Consider the following 16,977-nt stretch of genomic DNA (forward strand, 5'->3'; position numbering starts at 1 on the left):
GTTGAGAGCGACCAGCACCCGAGCGGTACCGCCACCCGCGGAAACCGACCGCCACAGCGACACCGACCGCGTCATCGGGCTGGCGGCCCGCTTCATCGCCTCCGGATACGTGTTCTACCTGTTCGTGATCTCCGACCTGATCAGGATGCAGGCCCCCTACTATCCGGACTGGTGGACTCCGCTCGCGATGGGACTCGCCTTCCTGCCCGCGGTCGCGCTGTTCCTCGCATCGTTTCGCCGAGCCGGGCCGTTCATCGTCCGCTCGTCGCTGGCCTGCAGCGTCGGATACGTCCTCGCCGCGGTCGGCACCCTGCTGCTGTGGCCGGAAGGGCAGATCCCCAACACCCCGTGGCTGTGCATGTTTCCGGGGCTCTCCGCGATGGCCGTCGCCCTGGTGTTCCCCGCCCGATACGCGCTTACCTATCTCGCTGCGGTGTCCGTTCTGTCCGAGCTGCTGCATCTGCAGCGACCCGATGAGCAGAAGGCCTCGTCCGTGCTGTCCGTCATCGACAACTTCACCTTCAGCCTGCCGTTCGTCACGGCGCTTCTGGTGATCATCCACACCGCCCGGGTGCTCGACGCCACCCGGCCGCAGGTCTATGTCGCCGCGGCGGCGACCGCCGCGGCACGCGCCCGCGAACTCGAACACGAGCGCTTCACCGACCTCATCCACGACTGGGTGATGGCCGGTCTCGGCAGCGTCTCACGCCACGCCGCACCCGAGACCGTACGACATCAGGCGCAGGTCGCACTGGAGAAGCTCGACAGCGTCCGCGACGGCCCCGCCGGAGCCGACGAACCCGTCGACGCCATGGTGACGGCCGCCGCGCTCCGAACCTCGGTCCGCGACGTCTCCCCCACGCTGGACGTCGACGTGCACTTCTCCGACGGCACCGACGACCTCCTGATCCCGCACACGACGGTGCGCGCACTGTCCGTCTCCGTCGCCGAATCGGTACGCAACTGCTTCAAACACGCCGGCCGCGACGTCGTTCCCGTGGTGACGGCGGATTTCCGCGCGGACGGCGTGACGATCACCATCGCGGACGACGGCGTGGGCTTCGACGTCGAGAAGCATCGGCCCGACCGGTTCGGGCTGCGACGCATGCGCGACCAGGTGAATCGGCTCGACGGCGCTTCCCTCCGGATACGGTCGCAGCCGGGCGACGGCACCACGGTCACTCTCACCTGGACCGCCTCATGACCGGACAGCAGACGCCCTCGAACGTGAGCACCATGCTCGGCATGCACACCCGGGCGGCCTGGCTCGTCGCCGGCGCCTACCTGTTCGGAATCTCCTGCCTCGCCATCGATCGCGTGTCCAGAGGGGAGACACCGCTAGTGGTCGCTGCGCCCGCCCTCGCCGCGATCGGAGTCTCCGTCGCCGTGCTGCTGCTCGTCCCCGGCGATCCGCTTCCGCGGTGGGCGACCCTGGTGATCGCCGCCGCCGCGGTCTTCTCCGTCGCGGCGACGACCCAGACCCCGCCACTCGTCGACTCCGTCCACGAACTCTGGCCGCTGCACGGTTTCATCGGCATCCTGGTCTTCCTGTGCGTCAGGGGACGGACGATCTCCGCGTGGCTCACGATGACGGCGATGGTCGCCGTCGCCGCCGTCTGGACGTACCGGCTGGGACACAGTCCCGTCCACGGAATCCTGCTGGCCTCGTCGAACTTCGCCCCCTTGGCCATGGCGGCCTTCTTCGCCTACACCATCCGGCCTTCCGTGCACCGCCTCATCGCACTGCGGGAACGCCGAGTCCATGAGATCGCGAGTCACGCCGCCTCCGATGCAGCCGTCGACGAGCGCAACGCACAGCTGCAACGCCTCGACGACACCGCCCGGCCGCTGCTCGAACGCATCGCCGCAGATCCCGACGGTCTCACTCCCGGAGAGGTCGCGGCCTGCCACAACCTCGAGTCACGACTGCGCGAATCGATCCGGGCCCGCGGCCTGCTCCACCCGGACATCAACACCGCGGTCGAAGCGGCACGCCTACGCGGAGCGACCGTCGTCCTCTTCGACGACAACGGCATGGACGAGGTGACACCGGAGATCCGCGAGCGGGTGCTGACGGCGTTGCCGCGCGAGATCGACGACGCCCCCGCCGGCAGCACGATCACCGTCCGGGTGGTCCCGCCGGGACGGGACAAGCTGGTGACCGTCGTGGTCAGAGGCGAGTCCGACAGTCGGCGGTGCCACTACGACCTCGACGGAGTTCGCGTCTCGGAATCCCGCTGACCGGACACCGGCCTTCTCCAGAGGATGAGAACGGCGCCGACGGAATCTCCTCGGATACGATCCGGATTCATCGCGCCGGCGACTCTGCGGACCCCGCGATCTCATACCGCACAGCCGACGCGCGACTTCTCCGACACCGGGCGATCATGCGGCCGAACCGCACCGCACTTCGACCCGATCGTTTCTCACATCACCCGCCTGAAGGTCGACTACGATTCCCCGATCATCGTCGCCGTGAGGTGCTTGAGGGTGATGGGTGGCGTGAACTCACTTCTGCACATTCCGAACCCCGAGACGAAGCCCCAGCGCAGGTGCCGATCCGGTCATGAAATCTCTTTCCGTAGGGCCGAGAACAGTCTAATCAACCCTCTTCAGACAGCACTGTCCCCAGAAACCGGGGACAGTGATGCCCCTCTCGGACCGCCTATCCTCAATGTCACATTCTGCGACGTGGACCCGATTCGAATGAACGATGTCATTCGCACCAGTTCACCATCCCATGATCGAAGTCACCACCCGCACTCTCCAGGAGGTCCGATGAGATTCACCACCGTCCGCACTGCGCTCATCTTCGCGATGACCCTCATGCTAGGGGTTCTCACGCTGCTTGTCGCACCGGTCTCGCCGGCCGAGGCAGCCAGCACCGCCACCATGGAGAACCAGTTGTTCTCGCTCACCAACCAGACGAGGAAGAGCCATGGCGTCCCCGCGGTGAGTGCCAACGCCTGCCTGAAGAACTACGCCCGATCCCATGCGGCGGCCATGGCCCGGAACGATCCCCCGCGGAACAAGAATCCAAGGATCTGGCATCAGAACCTGAATCCGATTCTGAGCGGCTGCAGGATGACGATGGTCGGAGAGAACGTCGCCGCCGGCTACAGCACCGCCGCCCAAGCTCATAACGGGTGGTGGAATTCACCCGGGCACCGGAAGAACATGATGAACCGGCAGTTCAATCGCCTGGGTGCCGGCGTGGCTCTGTCCAGGAACGGGCGTTACTACTACGTCACGGTGTACGGCCGTCAATAGCCGCCGAAACGAACCCCTCATCTATTCGGGATTCTGCCGACCAGATGAGGGAGCACGGCTTCCAGGAGATCCCACGACAATACGATCGGACTGCGCGAGACGCCCGACCGGTACCCCGGTCGAGCGTCTCGCGTGTGCGCTCCCCAGGCTTCCGCGACCTGCGACGGAGACCGCCCGGGACGATCCGCAGCCCCGTCCAGTGACGACGACCGAGGCCGTCTGTCCAAGAACTTGGACATATGACCGGTGTCACACTCGATGACGATGGTGTGCAGCGACATCCACCAACCGAAAGGCGCTGACATGACCACCGCAGTCACCCCCGACGAGGCCACCCGCGAGATCGGCGAGGCCTGGGCGAAGGCCCTCAACAGCCTCGACTCGTTCTACGACCTCTGTGCACCCGGGTGCAAGGTCTGGCACAGCAACGACGACCAGTGGATCTCCGTCGAGACGGCGATCGAGAACGTCCACAAGCGCACCCCCGGCGACACCCCGCCGACATTCGAGGCGCGCGGCGTCACCTACACCGAGAAGGGCTTCTTCAACGAGTGCTACGTCGAGGTCGAGCTGATGGGCAACCCGATGAAGCTCCATCTGATCCAGCTCGTCGAGGTCGAGGACGGCAAGGCCGTCAGCGTGAAGGAGTACATCGGTCCGGAGATGCCCGTCGGGTGATCCCACTCGTCTGACACCGGTCGGCGATGAAGGCGCCCGCTCCCTGAGGATCGGGCGCCCTCGCCGGGTCGGCGGACCTCTCGGCGAGGCCCCCGCAGAAGTGGACGAACGTACGACGAGGCCTGCCTGATCCCACCGACTCGGTGTCATCCGAACAAGTGAAATCCGCAGGTCACACCGGTTCACTGTGCGTTTCCCGTACTTTCGACGTCCAGCCGCTGCTCTACTGAACGAACCCTCGGCAACGTTCAGAAAGAGTCAGACATGAGATCAACCATGGCCCGCATCCTCGTGGCGACCGTCGCGGTCTCCGCCGCAGCCCTCGGATCGACGGCCGTCCCGAGCGTCGCGAATGCCGGCACCGTCGACTACCACCGTCCACCGACTCCCAGGCAGGGAGGAAAGGTGGCCATCAGCTCCGCCGGACAGAACATCTCTGTAGTGATCACCGGACGCCGGGACGCCCTCACCGGCAGCCGCACGTGCGAGGTCAGCCTGGGCAACCAGCCCGCTCGACGCGTCAAACTGGACCGCAACGGCAACGGCCGTACGACATTCGGACGACTGCGCAACGGCCGCTACTCGATCTGGGGCTACTGCTCGTCGAAAACGCAGCGCGCACCCATGTCTTCTCCGCGAGAACGCCAGTCCTATCTGATCGGCGCCAATCGACAGGGCGGCTACGCGGTGGGCGTGATCGTCAACGGTCGACCCGCCGGACGCTGACACCCGCGACACACCGCCACGAACGACGAGAGGTCCCGCTCCGAAAGGAGCGGGACCTCCGCGTCTGTCCGGGTCAGACCGTCAGCCGACTTTCAGTTCGTCACCGTTCTCGGCGACGTCCACCGACACGGTGTCGCCGTCCCGGACCGCACCGGCCAGCAGCGCCTTGGCGAGCTTGTCGCCGATGGCCTGCTGCACCAGGCGACGCAGCGGACGCGCACCGTACAGCGGGTCGAAACCGCGTTCGGCCAGCCATTCCTTCGCCTTCGGGGTCACCTCCAGCGTCAGGCGGCGCTGCGCCAGACGCTCACCCAGGTTGGCCAGCTGGATGTCGACGATCGACACCAGCTGCTCGGGGCTCAGCGACTCGAAGATCACCACGTCGTCGAGCCGGTTGACGAACTCCGGCTTGAAGGCGGCGCGGACGGCCGCCATCACCTGGTCCCGATCGCCGCCGGCGCCCAGGTTGGACGTCAGGATCAGGATGGTGTTCCGGAAGTCCACCGTGCGGCCCTGACCGTCGGTCAGGCGACCCTCGTCGAGCACCTGCAGGAGCACGTCGAAGACGTCCGGGTGCGCCTTCTCCACCTCGTCGAACAGCACCACCGAGTACGGGCGACGACGCACCGCCTCGGTCAGCTGCCCGCCGGCCTCGTATCCGACGTAGCCGGGAGGGGCGCCGACCAGGCGTGCGACGCTGTGCTTCTCGCCGTACTCGCTCATGTCGATCCGGATGATCGCGTGTTCGTCGTCGAACAGGAACTCCGCGAGCGCCTTGGCCAGCTCGGTCTTACCGGTGCCGGTCGGTCCGAGGAAGAGGAACGAGCCGGTGGGCCGGTTCGGGTCGGCGACGCCGGCGCGGGCGCGTCGTACCGCGTCGGACACCGCGACCACGGCGTCGGTCTGGCCGATCACCCGCTTGCCCAGTTCGGACTCCATGCGCAGCAGCTTCTCGGTCTCGCCTTCGAGCATCTTGCCCGCGGGCACGCCGGTCCAGGCGGAGACGACGTCGGCGACGTCGTCGGGGCCGACCTCCTCCTGCAGCATGACGTCCTGGTCGGGGTCGGTGCCGGTCTTCTCGATCGCCGCCTCCAACTCCTTCTCCAGGGACGGGATGCGGCCGTAACGGAGTTCGGCGGCCCTGCCCAGATCACCGTCGCGCTCGGCCCGATCGGCCTCGCCGCGCAGGTTCTCCAACTCCTCCTTCAGGTCGCGCACCGCGTTGATCACGTTCTTCTCGGACTGCCACCGGGCGGTGAGCTCGTTGAGCTTCTCGCGGTCGTCGGCGAGCTCCTTGCGGAGCTTCTCCAGGCGCTCCTTCGACGCGGCGTCGGTCTCCTTCGCCAGCGCCAGCTCCTCCACTTCGAGGCGACGGACGACGCGCTCGATCTCGTCGATCTCGATCGGTCGCGAGTCGATCTCCATGCGGAGGCGCGACGCGGCCTCGTCGACCAGGTCGATCGCCTTGTCCGGCAGGAACCGGGAGGTGATGTACCGGTCGGAGAGGCTGGCCGCGGCGACCAGCGCCGAGTCGGTGATGCGCACGCCGTGGTGCACCTCGTACCGCTCCTTGAGGCCGCGCAGGATGCCGATGGTGTCCTCCACCGAGGGCTCCCCGACGTACACCTGCTGGAAACGACGCTCCAGGGCGGCGTCCTTCTCGATGTACTTGCGGTACTCTTCGAGCGTGGTGGCGCCGACCAGACGCAGCTCACCGCGGGCGAGCAGCGGCTTGATCATGTTGCCCGCGTCCATCGCCGAATCGCCGGTCGCACCGGCGCCGACGATGGTGTGGAGCTCGTCGATGAAGGTGATGATCTGGCCGTCGGCGGCCTTGATCTCGTCGAGCACGGCCTTGAGCCGCTCCTCGAACTCACCGCGGTACTTGGCGCCGGCGACCATCGCGCCCAGATCGAGCGAGATGACGGTCTTGTCGCGGAGCGACTCGGGGACATCACCGGCGACGACGCGCTGGGCCAGGCCCTCGACGATCGCCGTCTTGCCGACGCCGGGCTCGCCGATGAGGACCGGGTTGTTCTTGGTGCGGCGGCTGAGCACCTGCACCACGCGCCGGATCTCGCTGTCGCGGCCGATCACCGGATCGAGTTCGCCGTCGCGGGCGCGCTTGGTGAGGTCGGTGGAGTACTTCTCCAACGACTGGTAGGTGTCCTCCGGGTTCTCGCTGGTCACCCGGGCCGTGCCGCGGACCGCTTGGAAGGCGTCGCGCAGCGCGTCCGGACCGGCACCCGCGTTCGTCAGCAGCGCGGCGGTCTCCGAGTCGCCGGTGGCCAGGCCGACCATCAGATGCTCGGTGGAGACGTAGTCGTCGTTCAGTTCCGTCGCGAGGTTCTGGGCGGCGGTGATCGCGGCGATCGACTCGCGGTTCAGCTGCGGCTGGGCCGCCGAACTCGAGACGACCGGCGCGCGACCCACCAGGCTCTTGGCCTCGGCGAGGATCCGTGCCGGGTCGACGCCGCCAGCTTTGAGCAGCGGCGTCGCGATGCCGTCGGACTGCTCCAGCAGTGCGACGAGGATGTGGGCCGGCCGCACGTCGGGGTTCCCGGCGGCAGCGGCGTCCTGGACGGCGGCCTGGAGTGCAGCCTGCGTCTTGGTGGTGGGGGTGAAGCTGTCCACAGCGTTCGCCTTTCTGTCGTTCACGTCATGGGTACTCCGGAAGCGGCTTCCGGGACCTGAGTCTATGAGGCTCATCTCGGCCTCTCGATCACTTCCAACGCACTCAGAGTTGAGTCTGTTCCGCTTAACTTTGAACTCATTGGTGATTCACACCACAGAACTGCTCGATGCCGGGAAGAGCGTCGGCTTACCATCGGAAAGAACATGAAGCCCACCGACGAACATCCGCCGCCGACCCGAGTCGAGACCGCCGAGGACGGCGCGGTGGTGTACCGAATGCCCGACGGGACCGAGATGACGATCCCACTCGCCCCGACACCCCGCGACGAGTGAGCGCAGCCCTCGCGTGGACCTCACCCGCATGCTTGTCCCACAGATCCACGATTGACGACGACCTCGAGCCGACCGTCGGATGAACACACCGGTGAGCACACCCACGTCGAGAACGGGAGGCTTCGACACCGGGCGCTCACTTCGTTCGCGGCCGGGCTCAGCCGGCGGAACAAGACGACACCAGATCCAGGACTTTCTTTCCACCGTCGGACCCACAGCACAGGAGATCGCCATGACCACCGCCGAACAACTCCTCGCTGAAGGCGAAACCAAAGGCCGCGCAGCCGCGCTGATCGAGATCCTCACCCACCGCTTCGGTGAACTCGACCCCGAGGCCCGCACCCGTATCGAGAGTGCCGACCTCGACCGACTCCACACCTGGACCCGGCGCCAATGGGACGCCACCCGATTGGAGGACGTCTTCACCGATTGACGCCCCACACGCGAGCTCAGTCGAAGAACTCCTCCGCCGTGTGCGTGTGCATGCGCACGCCGTCGTTGTTGAAGATGCTGAGCATCTCGGCCCCGTCCGGGCCGTCCGCGGAGATGCTGTGCGGGACCCGGGTGTCGAACTCGGCGGCCTCCCCGCCGGTCAGGACCAGATCCTGGTCACCGAGGATCAGGCGCAGTCTCCCGGACAGCACGTACAGCCACTCGTAGCCGTCGTGCACCCGCGGCTCCGGCGGCTCGTCGACCGGCGGATAGGTGATCTTGTAGGTGCCGATCGGCGATCCCTCCGGTGCGAGCGGCGCGATGATCATGCCGTCGCGCCGGATCGCCGGCCGGCGCACCCGCGGATCGCGGACGGGCGGGCTCACGAGGTCGTCGAGGCTCACGCAGAGCTGACGGGTGAGCGGCAGCAGCAGTTCCAGGCTGGCCTGCCGCTTCCCCGATTCGAGCCGCGACAGGGTGCTCGGCGACATGTCCGCGCGGGAGGCGAGCTCGTCGAGCGTCCACCCGCGATCGTTCCGCAGGGCACGCAGCCGCGCGCCGATCTGCTTGAGTTCGTCGACCATCCCCGCCCCTTCTTGCTAATTCAGCAAACTCACTTGCCATATCGTACATGGCCGCGTTCCACTGGATGCATGAACGAGATCTGGGAAGTCCTCATCGTCGGCGGCGGGTCCGCCGGCCTGTCCGCGGCACTGATGGCGGGGCGAGCCTGCCGAAAGGTGCTGGTCATCGACGCGGGCGAACCCCGCAACCGCTTCGCCGCGCACATGCACGGAGTCCTCGGCCTGGACGGCCTGGATCCCGCCGAACTGCTGCGCCGGGGCCGCGACGAGGTCGCCGCGTACGACGTGACGATCCGCCCCGGGGCCGTCGATCGGATCGACGACGCCGACGACGGCCTCACCGTCACCCTGACCGACGGCACCGTGCTCTCCACCAGGGCCGTCGTGGTCGCCAGCGGAGCGACCGACGAGTTGCCCGCGATCCCCGGCCTCGCCGAGCAGTGGGGCGCCGGGGTCATGCACTGCCCGTACTGCCACGGCTGGGAGGTCCGGAACCGCCCGCTCGCCGTCGTGGGCGTCTCGCCGTTCTCCCTCCACCAGGCCGAACTGATCCGCCAGTGGACCGACGACCTCACCTTCTTCACCGCGGACTTCGGCGACCTCGACCCGGCCGCCGCCCGACGCCTGCGCGACCGCGGCGTGAAACTCGTGTCGACCCCGGTCACCGAGATCCTCAGCGACGACGGAGAGCTGACCGGAGTCCTCCTCGACGACGGGACCCGGGTGGCGGTCGACGGCATCTTCGTGGCGCCCGTACCGCGGCCGAACGACGCATTCCTGACCGGACTCGGCCTGGAGCGCACGACGACGCCAATGGGCGAGTTCCTCAAGGCCGACCCGATGGGTCGGACCAGCCACCCCCGGATCTGGGCGGCGGGCAACGTCGTCAACCCCGGCGCGAACGTCCCGATCTCGATCGGTGCGGCGGCGTTCGCCGGCGCCGCGGTGAACGCGGCACTGGTGACCGAGGACTTCGACCGGGCCGCGGCCGACACCGCCGACGACGATCCGTCCTCCCCCGCCGAGTACTGGGAGAACGAGTACGCAGGCGCGCAGCGGCGCTGGTCCGGCCGGGTCAACGCGACGACGGCCGCAGTGGTCGACGCCCTCCCCGGAGACCCCGGCACCGCCCTGGATCTCGGCTGCGGCGAGGGCGGCGACGCCGTGTGGCTGGCCGAGCGAGGCTGGCGGGTGACGGCCGTCGACATCTCGCAGACCGCGGTGACCCGGGGCGCCGAGGGCGCCGAACAGCACGGCGTCGCCGACCGGATCGACTGGGTCGCCGCCGATCTCGCGACGTGGGAACCGTCGTCGTCGTTCGACCTGGTGACGACCTCGTTCCTCCACTCCTCGATCGAGCTGCCCCGGGCCGACATCCTGCGGCGGGCCGGCGAGCGGGTGAATCCGGGCGGCCACCTGCTGATCGTCACCCACGTCTTCGAGGGCCCGGAGGACGTGCCGCCGTGGGCGGTGCGGTTCCACGGCGCCGAAGCCGCCGACGACCCGGACCTGCAGGCCCGCCTGGCCGAGATGCTCTCCCCCGCCGAGGACCTGGCGGCGCTCGCCTTCGACGACGCGGAGTGGGAGACGGTCGCCGCCGAGGCCCGCCCGCGCGAAGCCGTCGGCCCGGACGGCGAGGAGACCGCGTTCGTCAAGGACGGGGTGATCCTGCTGCGCCGCCGCGCCGTCTGAGACCCGCACCGCCTGAGGCCCGCGCGGTCTCCAGAACCGGCTCGCCGACGGCGGCCGCGAAGGTGAACACACGGTGAACAGAGGCCCCCGGAGCAGGGCCCCGCAATCCATGCACTGTTGCTTAGGTAAGCCTAAGAAGGCTAGGTTGAGCCCGAATTCCGACGAAGGAGGGCTCGTGTCGCACGAAACCGGACAGCCGACGACCACCGCTTCCACGCCGCCGCCGGAACCGTCGTTCTTCGCACCGGTCAAAGACAGTTTCGCGATGATCATCGCGCTGAGCGCGGTGAGCGCCGTCGCGAGCGTGGTCCCCTACATCGCCGTCGTCGAACTCGCCAAGGCCCTGATCCCGTCGCTCGACGGGGGCGTCGTCGACACCGGGCGCGTCTGGTGGATCGTCGCGATCGCCGCGGTCGCGCTGCTGGTGAGCGTCGGCGCGGCCTTCGGCTCCGGCATGTTCAGCCACTTCGTCGACGCGAGACTGCAGCTGAGCATCCGGCGACGGATCGTCGCCCACCTGCAGCGACTGCCGCTCGGCTGGTTCGACGCACGGAACTCGGGCACGGTGCGCAAACTCATCGAGAACGACGTCAGCGCCATCCACCAGCTCGTCGCCCACGCCGTCCACGACGTCACCACGGCCGTCGTCGTGCCGCTGGTGAGCATCGTCTACCTGTTCGTCGTCGACTGGCGGGTCGCCCTGGCGGCTCTGCTCCCGATGGTGATCGCCGTCGTCATGATCTCGCTCTACATGCGCGACGCGAAGGACGACAAGTACGGCCAGTACGAGGCCGCCGTGGAACGACTGTCCGGTGCCACCGCCGAGTTCGTGCAGGGCATCGCCGTGGTGAAGCGGTTCGGGCAGGTCGGCCGAAGCCACCGCCGCTACCGCGACGAGACCGGCCGCTACGTCCGTTTCACCGGCGACTGGACCGATGAGACCGCCAAGCAGTTCACCGCCATCGAGGTGCTCACGTCCCCGGTCGTCGTCATGACGTGGCTGCTCACCTTCGGATACTGGCTGGTCTCGACCGGGCGGGGCGAACCGATCGACGTCCTGCCGGGTCTGCTGCTCGGCCTCGGGCTGACCACCCCGCTGCTGCGGATGGGCGCCTCCGGCCAGTTCCTGCGCAACGCCGCCAAGGCGCAGGCCTCCCTCAGCGCCTTCCTCGCCTCACCGGCGATCCCCGAGTCCGCGCACCCGGTGCGGCCCGACGGGCATCGGGTCGGATTCGACGACGTCGACTTCGGTTACGACGGCGACCACCGGGTGCTGCACGAGATCACCGCGGACTGCCGCCCCGGCACGGTCACCGCCCTCGTCGGCGCCTCCGGATCGGGGAAGTCGACGATGGCGAAACTGGTGCCGCGCTTCTACGACACGACCTCCGGCGCGGTGACGATCGGCGACGCCGACGTCCGGGACATCGCCTCGCACGAGCTGTACCGGGAGGCCGGGTTCGTCTTCCAGGACGTGCAGCTGCTGCGGGCGAGTCTGCGCGACAACATCGCACTGTGTCGCCCCGACGCGACCGATCGGGAGATCGAGGACGCGGCCCGCGCCGCGCAGATCCACGACCGGATCGGCGAGTTCACTCGCGGCTACGACTCGGTGATCGGCGACGACGCCCAGCTGTCCGGGGGCGAAGCGCAGCGGGTGACGATCGCCCGGGCCCTGCTCGCCGACGCGAAGGTGCTGGTCCTCGACGAGGCCACCGCCTTCGCCGACCCCGATTCGGAGGCCGCCATCCAGCGGGCGCTCACCCGCCTGGCCGCGGGCCGCACCGTGCTGGTGATCGCGCACCGGCTGCACACGATCGTCGGGGCCGACCAGATCTGCGTCCTCGACGGCGGCCGGATCGTCGAACGCGGCACGCACGCCGAACTCGTCGCCGCCGGCGGGGTGTTCGCGCAGATGTGGGCCGCCTACCAGGCGAATCACGAACGTTCCGTCCCGGAAGGAGCCCGTCGATGATCCGGCGACTGCTGCACTACTCCCTGCCCGCGGCGCGGCGCCTGCTGGTCTGGGAGCTGGTCCTATCGGTGGTCGTGGCGGTGCTGCAGGGCCTCGCCTTCCTGCTGGTGGTCCCGATCCTGCGGGGCTTCTTCGACGACGACCTCGCCGCCGCCCGGCCGTGGTTGATCGCCCTCGCGGCAGTCGCGGCGGCGTACATCGCGGTGTCGGCGGCGATCAGCCAGATCGGCATGAAGGCGTCGACCGCCGTCCTCGAATCCCTCCTGATCCGGCTCGGCGACCGCCTGGTGGATCTCCCGGTGGCGTGGTTCGCGACCGATCGGACCGGGCACGTCGTCGGCATGGCGACCCAGGGCGCGATGTTCGTCTCCACCACGCCGTACGCGATGATCCGCCTGATCATCAGCGGTTTCGTGACCCCGGGCACGGTGCTGGTCGGCATGTTCCTCCTCGATTGGCGGCTGGCGCTGGCGATGGCGGCGACGATTCCACTCATGGCGCTGGGCTACCGGTGGATCCGTGCGACGATCGCGCGTTCCGATCGCGTCCACCAGGCGGCGGTCGCGGACGCCTCCGCCCGGGTCATCGAGTTCGGCCGGATCCAGCCGGCCCTGCGCACGGCCGGTGCCGGGTCGATCGCCGACCGGCTCGTCGACGAGTCCCTGGCCCGGCAGGACCGCGCCTACCGGGGCATGCTGATGGCCGGGAGCGCCGGGATCGGCACCTTCGCCGCCCTCGTCCAGTCGTCGGTGGCCGCGGTGATCGCGCTCGGCGCCTACTTCGCCCTGCACGGTTCGGTGGATCCGGCGACGCTGATCGCGCTCCTGGTGCTCGCTCTCCGGTTCGCCGAACCGATCATCGCCGCCGGCGACATGGGCGGAGGCATCTCCGTGGCGCGGACCACCCTGGACCAACTCGACGAGTTGAACGAGATCGCGGCCCTGCCCGAACCGGAGACGCCCGCCGAACCCGCCGACTGGTCGATCACCTTCGACGACGTGACCTTCGGCTACGGCGGAAAACCCGTCCTGAAGAACCTGTCGTTCACCGCGCCCGCCGGAGCGATGACGGCGATCGTCGGCCCCTCCGGTTCGGGCAAGACGACCGTCGCCAAGCTGATCGCGCGCTTCTACGACCCCGAGTCGGGCACCGTCTCCCTCGGCGGCGTCCCGGAACCCGAACTGGGCACCGCGCTGATCGAGAAGGCCGTCGCACCGGTCTTCCAGGACGTCTACCTGTTCGACGACTCGATCCTGAACAACGTGTGGATCGGCGCCCCGGAGCTGAGTCGCGAGGAGGTGATCGCGGCGGCCCGGCGCGCCCGGGTCGACGAGATCGCCGATCGCCTGCCCGGCGGCTGGGACGCCCCGGTCGGCGAGGGCGGCACCAATCTCTCCGGCGGCGAACGCCAGCGGGTCTCCATCGCCCGCGCCCTGCTCAAGGACGGTCCGATCGTCATTCTCGACGAGGCCACCGCCGCCCTCGACATCGGCAACGAGATCGCGATCTCCGAGGCCGTCGACGCCATCCGACCCGACCGGACCGTCGTCGTGGTGGCGCATCGTCTGCAGACCATCATGACCGCCGACCAGATCCTCTTCCTCGACGGCGACGGCGGCATCGGAGAGTCCGGCACCCACGAACAGCTCCTCGCCGCGGGCGGGGCCTACGCCCGCTACTGGAACGAACGCGTGGCCGCCACCGGCTGGCAGCTCGCCCCCGAGACGCTCGCCCCTGAGACGAAGGAGCACCCGGCATGACCGACACGACACCCGCCACCGCCCCCGACGACGACCACGGCGGCGCGGCGCCGAAGGACGCGGTGCAGGACTCCCGTTTCGCCCTCACCGCCCGCGACCTGTTCACGGTCGCGATCTTCGCGGTCCTGTACGTGATCGCCGGCAGCATCGTCGCGATGCTCGGCATCGCGGGCCCGCTCGTCATGATGGTCACCCTGCCGTTGGCACCGCTGGTCTGCGGCATCCCGTACATGCTCTTCCTGACCCGCGTCCACCGTCCGGGCATGGTCACCCTGTTCGGCGTCGTGTCCGGCCTGCTGTACCTGCTGTACGGCCTGCCGTGGATGATCGCGATCGCCACGACGGTGCTGGGCGCGATCGCCGATCTGATCTGCGCCCGCGGCGGCTATCGGTCCCGGCCGCTGTCCGTGGTCGCCTACACGGTGTTCTCGCTCTGGTACGTCGCGACGTGGATCCCGTTCTTCCTCAGTAAGGAGGAGTACATCCGTTCGCAGGGCATGCAGGAGATGGGCGACTCCTACGCGGCGGACTTCGACCGGCTGGTCACCACCCCGGTGGTGCTCGCCAGCGCCGGGGCGATGGTGTTGTGCGCGGCCCTCGGCGGACTGCTCGGCACGACGATGCTGAAGAAGCACTTCACCCGGGCCGGCCTGGCATGAGCGAACGGTGACCGCGGCGGTCGTCGCGAGGTCCGGGCGCTCCGGCCTCGATCCGCGCACCTCGGTGCTGTTGACCGTCGTCACGGCGGCGGTCGTCCTCGGGCCGGGCGGCATGCGGTTCGTCCCCGTCGCCTACGCCCTCGGTCTCGGGCTGGCGTTCTACGACCGCGCCCGACGTCGCGCCCTCGCCCTCGTCGTCTTCGTCACGGCGGCCTGGCTGCTCGGCTGGTGGGTTCCGGCGCGATGGCCCGGCGCGTTCACCGCGACCCTCGGCCTGACGGGGTTCTACCTGCTGCGATACGGCGCGGCGGCCGGGATCGTCGCGCATCTGGTGGTCACCACGTCGCCCACCGGACTGGCCGCCGCGTTCAACGCGTGGCGGGTGCCCCGGGTCGTCTCGGTGACCCTGGCCGTGATGCTCCGCTTCTTCGCGACGGTGGCCGCCGAGTTCTCCGCCGTCCGCGATGCGATGCGCCTGCGGGGTCTGACCGGCGTGCGCGGCATCGTGCGGCACCCCGTCCTGACGCTGGAACGGTTCACCGTCCCGCTGATCGCGACCAGCCTCCGGTCGAGTGAGGATCTGGCGGCGTCGGCCACGCTCCGCGGGATGGGCTCGCGTCGTCGTGCGACGTCGCTCCACCCGGTGCGGTTCGGCGGCGCCGACCTGGTGGCCGTCGTCGCCGTCGCGGCGCTGACGATCGTCGCGCTCGCCCTTCCCCCGGTGCTCGCATGACCGGTGCTCCCGTGATCACGCTGAACGACGTCGGTTGGACCTACCCGCACGCGGAGGCGCCGACCCTACGGGCGGTGGACCTGACCGTGGCCGACGGCGAGTTCGTCGTCCTGTGCGGGGCGAGCGGTTCCGGCAAGTCGACGCTGCTGCGGACGCTGAACGGACTGATCCCGCACTTCCACGAGCGCGGCGGGTTGACCGGTGCCGTGCGGGTGTCCGGGATCGACACGGTGAGCGCCGAGCTCGACGACATCGGGCTGGTCACCGGGACCGTGCTGCAGCATCCGCGACGCCAGTTCTTCACGTCGCACGCGGAGAGCGAGATCGCCTTCGCGATGGAGAACTTCGGTTTCCCGGTCCCCACGATCCGGGCGCGCGTCGATGCCGCACTCGCGCGGCTCGCCGACGGCGTCCCCCTCGATCAACCGCTGTTGCGGCTCTCCGGCGGACAGATGCAGCAGGTCGCGATCGAGGCGGCCCTCGCGCACCGCCCCGGGATCGTGCTGCTCGACGAACCCAGCGCCAACCTCTCCGCCGACGCGGTGGAACGGCTGGCCCGCACGCTGGCCCGCCTCAAGGAGTCCGGGACGACGGTGGTCGTCGCCGAACACCGGCTCCGATACCTGCGGGATCTCGCCGACCGCGTGGTGGTGATGCGCGACGGCGTCGTCGACGTCGAGTGGTCGAGGGAGCGCTTCCGGGCGGTGAGCGACGACGAGCTCGCCGCCGAGGGACTGCGCGGTCGGGCACCGGCCGTCGACCTCCCCGAACTGCCTGCCGCCGGGGCCGGGGCGGCCGCGCCCGTGCCCGTCTCCGCGGTGCCCGACGGCGACCTGACCCTGACCGGGATCCGGTGCCGTCGAGGCGGGCGCACCGTCGTCGAGATCGACAAGGCGACGTTCACCCGCGGCGAGGTGACCGCGATCCGGGGAATGAACGGCGCGGGTAAATCGATGCTCGCCCGGATCGTCACCGGGTTGACGCGTTCCGGCGGCGATGTGCGGCTCGACGGCGAGCGCCTGCGTCGTCGTGCCCGACAGCGCCGGAGCGCACTGGTGATGCAGGACGTCCAGCGCCAACTCTTCACCGAATCGGTCCGATCCGAGATCGGACTCGCCGCCGTCGACGCCGTCGATCCACCGGACACCGAGACGGTGCTCGCCGAGCTGGATCTGGCCGCCTTCGCCGACCGTCACCCGCTGTCGCTGTCCGGCGGACAGCAGCAACGGCTGGTGGTGGCCACGGCCCGCGTGGCAGGACGCGAGATCGTGGTCTTCGACGAGCCGAGTTCCGGCGTCGACCGGCGCCACCTGCACTCGATCGCCGACCAGATCCGCGACCTGGCCGCCACCGGCGCCGTCGTCCTGCTGATCAGCCACGACGACGACCTGCTCGCGGAAGCGGCCGACCGTCAGCTCACGCTGGTCTCCCCCGGGAGATAGCCCATGCTCGTTTTCCCGACGAGTGATTCCCGGTGCACGGCGTCCTCTCGGTGACCAGC

15 protein-coding genes are annotated in these 16,977 nt (G+C 69.1%); 13 read left to right on the forward strand and 2 right to left on the reverse strand.

The genetic code is table 11. The features are described from left to right. The first annotated feature begins 1 nt into the window (after position 1). The 5 genes from QM809_RS02200 (at position 2) to QM809_RS02220 (ending at position 4,674) form a co-directional block, all read left to right on the forward strand. Positions 2-1,204 (forward strand): sensor histidine kinase, encoded by a 1,203-nt coding sequence (locus QM809_RS02200; protein ID WP_415044210.1) that lies wholly within the window; start codon positions 2-4, stop codon positions 1,202-1,204. Beyond that, the gene (locus QM809_RS02205; protein WP_415044211.1) at positions 1,201-2,241 is read left to right on the forward strand and encodes a hypothetical protein; all 1,041 of its coding nucleotides are present in this window, start codon (positions 1,201-1,203) and stop codon (positions 2,239-2,241) included. The genes QM809_RS02200 and QM809_RS02205 overlap by 4 nt, the downstream gene beginning before the upstream one ends. 537 nt (positions 2,242-2,778) lie before the next feature. Continuing rightward, positions 2,779-3,270 carry a CAP domain-containing protein gene (locus QM809_RS02210; RefSeq protein WP_415044212.1) on the forward strand — a complete coding sequence of 164 codons (492 nt, stop codon included), beginning with the start codon at positions 2,779-2,781 and terminating at the stop codon, positions 3,268-3,270. Between the two features lie 303 nt (positions 3,271-3,573). Continuing rightward, positions 3,574-3,948 (forward strand): hypothetical protein, encoded by a 375-nt coding sequence (locus QM809_RS02215; RefSeq protein WP_415044213.1) that lies wholly within the window; start codon positions 3,574-3,576, stop codon positions 3,946-3,948. Between the two features lie 264 nt (positions 3,949-4,212). After that, a complete protein-coding gene (locus QM809_RS02220; protein ID WP_415044214.1) occupies positions 4,213-4,674 on the forward strand; it encodes a hypothetical protein in 462 nt (153 codons plus the stop codon). Positions 4,675-4,755: 81 nt separating this feature from the next. Here QM809_RS02220 and clpB read toward each other — a convergent pair whose 3' ends face one another. Beyond that, complete coding sequence (gene clpB / locus QM809_RS02225; protein WP_415046990.1) at positions 4,756-7,308, reverse strand: ATP-dependent chaperone ClpB; 2,553 nt, start codon at positions 7,306-7,308, stop codon at positions 4,756-4,758. A 204-nt stretch (positions 7,309-7,512) separates the two neighbouring features. Between clpB and QM809_RS02230 the strand changes: the two genes are divergently transcribed. Continuing rightward, on the forward strand, positions 7,513-7,641 hold the full coding sequence (locus QM809_RS02230) for a hypothetical protein (RefSeq protein ID WP_415044215.1): 129 nt from the start codon (positions 7,513-7,515) through the stop codon (positions 7,639-7,641). Between the two features lie 232 nt (positions 7,642-7,873). After that, positions 7,874-8,074 (forward strand): hypothetical protein, encoded by a 201-nt coding sequence (locus QM809_RS02235; RefSeq protein WP_415044216.1) that lies wholly within the window; start codon positions 7,874-7,876, stop codon positions 8,072-8,074. A gap of 16 nt (positions 8,075-8,090) precedes the next feature. On the opposite strand, the gene QM809_RS02240 is transcribed toward QM809_RS02235, so the two are convergent. Next, positions 8,091-8,657: a helix-turn-helix domain-containing protein gene (locus QM809_RS02240; protein ID WP_415044217.1), complete on the reverse strand. Its 567-nt coding sequence runs from the start codon at positions 8,655-8,657 to the stop codon at positions 8,091-8,093. 69 nt (positions 8,658-8,726) lie between these two features. Between QM809_RS02240 and QM809_RS02245 the strand changes: the two genes are divergently transcribed. The 6 genes from QM809_RS02245 to QM809_RS02270 all read left to right on the forward strand — a co-directional run bounded on the left by QM809_RS02245 (position 8,727) and on the right by QM809_RS02270 (position 16,918). Continuing rightward, entirely contained in the window at positions 8,727-10,349 is a 1,623-nt protein-coding gene (locus QM809_RS02245) for an FAD-dependent oxidoreductase (protein WP_415044218.1), read from the forward strand. A gap of 175 nt (positions 10,350-10,524) precedes the next feature. Further along, on the forward strand, positions 10,525-12,324 hold the full coding sequence (locus QM809_RS02250) for an ABC transporter ATP-binding protein (protein ID WP_415044219.1): 1,800 nt from the start codon (positions 10,525-10,527) through the stop codon (positions 12,322-12,324). Then, a complete protein-coding gene (locus tag QM809_RS02255) occupies positions 12,321-14,084 on the forward strand; it encodes an ABC transporter ATP-binding protein (RefSeq protein ID WP_415044220.1) in 1,764 nt (587 codons plus the stop codon). Before QM809_RS02250 ends, QM809_RS02255 begins: the two co-directional genes overlap by 4 nt. After that, the gene (locus QM809_RS02260; RefSeq protein ID WP_415044221.1) at positions 14,081-14,743 is read left to right on the forward strand and encodes an MptD family putative ECF transporter S component; all 663 of its coding nucleotides are present in this window, start codon (positions 14,081-14,083) and stop codon (positions 14,741-14,743) included. Before QM809_RS02255 ends, QM809_RS02260 begins: the two co-directional genes overlap by 4 nt. A gap of 7 nt (positions 14,744-14,750) precedes the next feature. After that, positions 14,751-15,476, forward strand: coding sequence for an energy-coupling factor transporter transmembrane component T (locus QM809_RS02265; protein ID WP_415044222.1), 726 nt, complete (start codon positions 14,751-14,753; stop codon positions 15,474-15,476). Beyond that, complete coding sequence (locus tag QM809_RS02270; RefSeq protein WP_415044223.1) at positions 15,473-16,918, forward strand: ABC transporter ATP-binding protein; 1,446 nt, start codon at positions 15,473-15,475, stop codon at positions 16,916-16,918. Before QM809_RS02265 ends, QM809_RS02270 begins: the two co-directional genes overlap by 4 nt. Positions 16,919-16,977 lie beyond the last annotated feature (59 nt).

Source organism: Gordonia sp. (in: high G+C Gram-positive bacteria), assembly GCF_047600385.1.
Taxonomy (GTDB): domain Bacteria; phylum Actinomycetota; class Actinomycetes; order Mycobacteriales; family Mycobacteriaceae; genus Gordonia.

Excerpts from the sequence above, each read along its gene's own strand:
- QM809_RS02270 (WP_415044223.1), top strand. The coding sequence starts at position 15,473 with ATGACCGGTGCTCCCGTGATCACGCTGAACGACGTCGGTTGGACCTAC.
- QM809_RS02230 (WP_415044215.1), top strand. The coding sequence starts at position 7,513 with ATGAAGCCCACCGACGAACATCCGCCGCCGACCCGAGTCGAGACCGCC.
- QM809_RS02235 (WP_415044216.1), top strand. The coding sequence starts at position 7,874 with ATGACCACCGCCGAACAACTCCTCGCTGAAGGCGAAACCAAAGGCCGC.
- QM809_RS02240 (WP_415044217.1), bottom strand. The coding sequence starts at position 8,657 with ATGGTCGACGAACTCAAGCAGATCGGCGCGCGGCTGCGTGCCCTGCGG.
- QM809_RS02215 (WP_415044213.1), top strand. The coding sequence starts at position 3,574 with ATGACCACCGCAGTCACCCCCGACGAGGCCACCCGCGAGATCGGCGAG.
- QM809_RS02245 (WP_415044218.1), top strand. The coding sequence starts at position 8,727 with ATGAACGAGATCTGGGAAGTCCTCATCGTCGGCGGCGGGTCCGCCGGC.
- QM809_RS02255 (WP_415044220.1), top strand. The coding sequence starts at position 12,321 with ATGATCCGGCGACTGCTGCACTACTCCCTGCCCGCGGCGCGGCGCCTG.
- QM809_RS02260 (WP_415044221.1), top strand. The coding sequence starts at position 14,081 with ATGACCGACACGACACCCGCCACCGCCCCCGACGACGACCACGGCGGC.
- QM809_RS02210 (WP_415044212.1), top strand. The coding sequence starts at position 2,779 with ATGAGATTCACCACCGTCCGCACTGCGCTCATCTTCGCGATGACCCTC.
- QM809_RS02220 (WP_415044214.1), top strand. The coding sequence starts at position 4,213 with ATGAGATCAACCATGGCCCGCATCCTCGTGGCGACCGTCGCGGTCTCC.
- QM809_RS02205 (WP_415044211.1), top strand. The coding sequence starts at position 1,201 with ATGACCGGACAGCAGACGCCCTCGAACGTGAGCACCATGCTCGGCATG.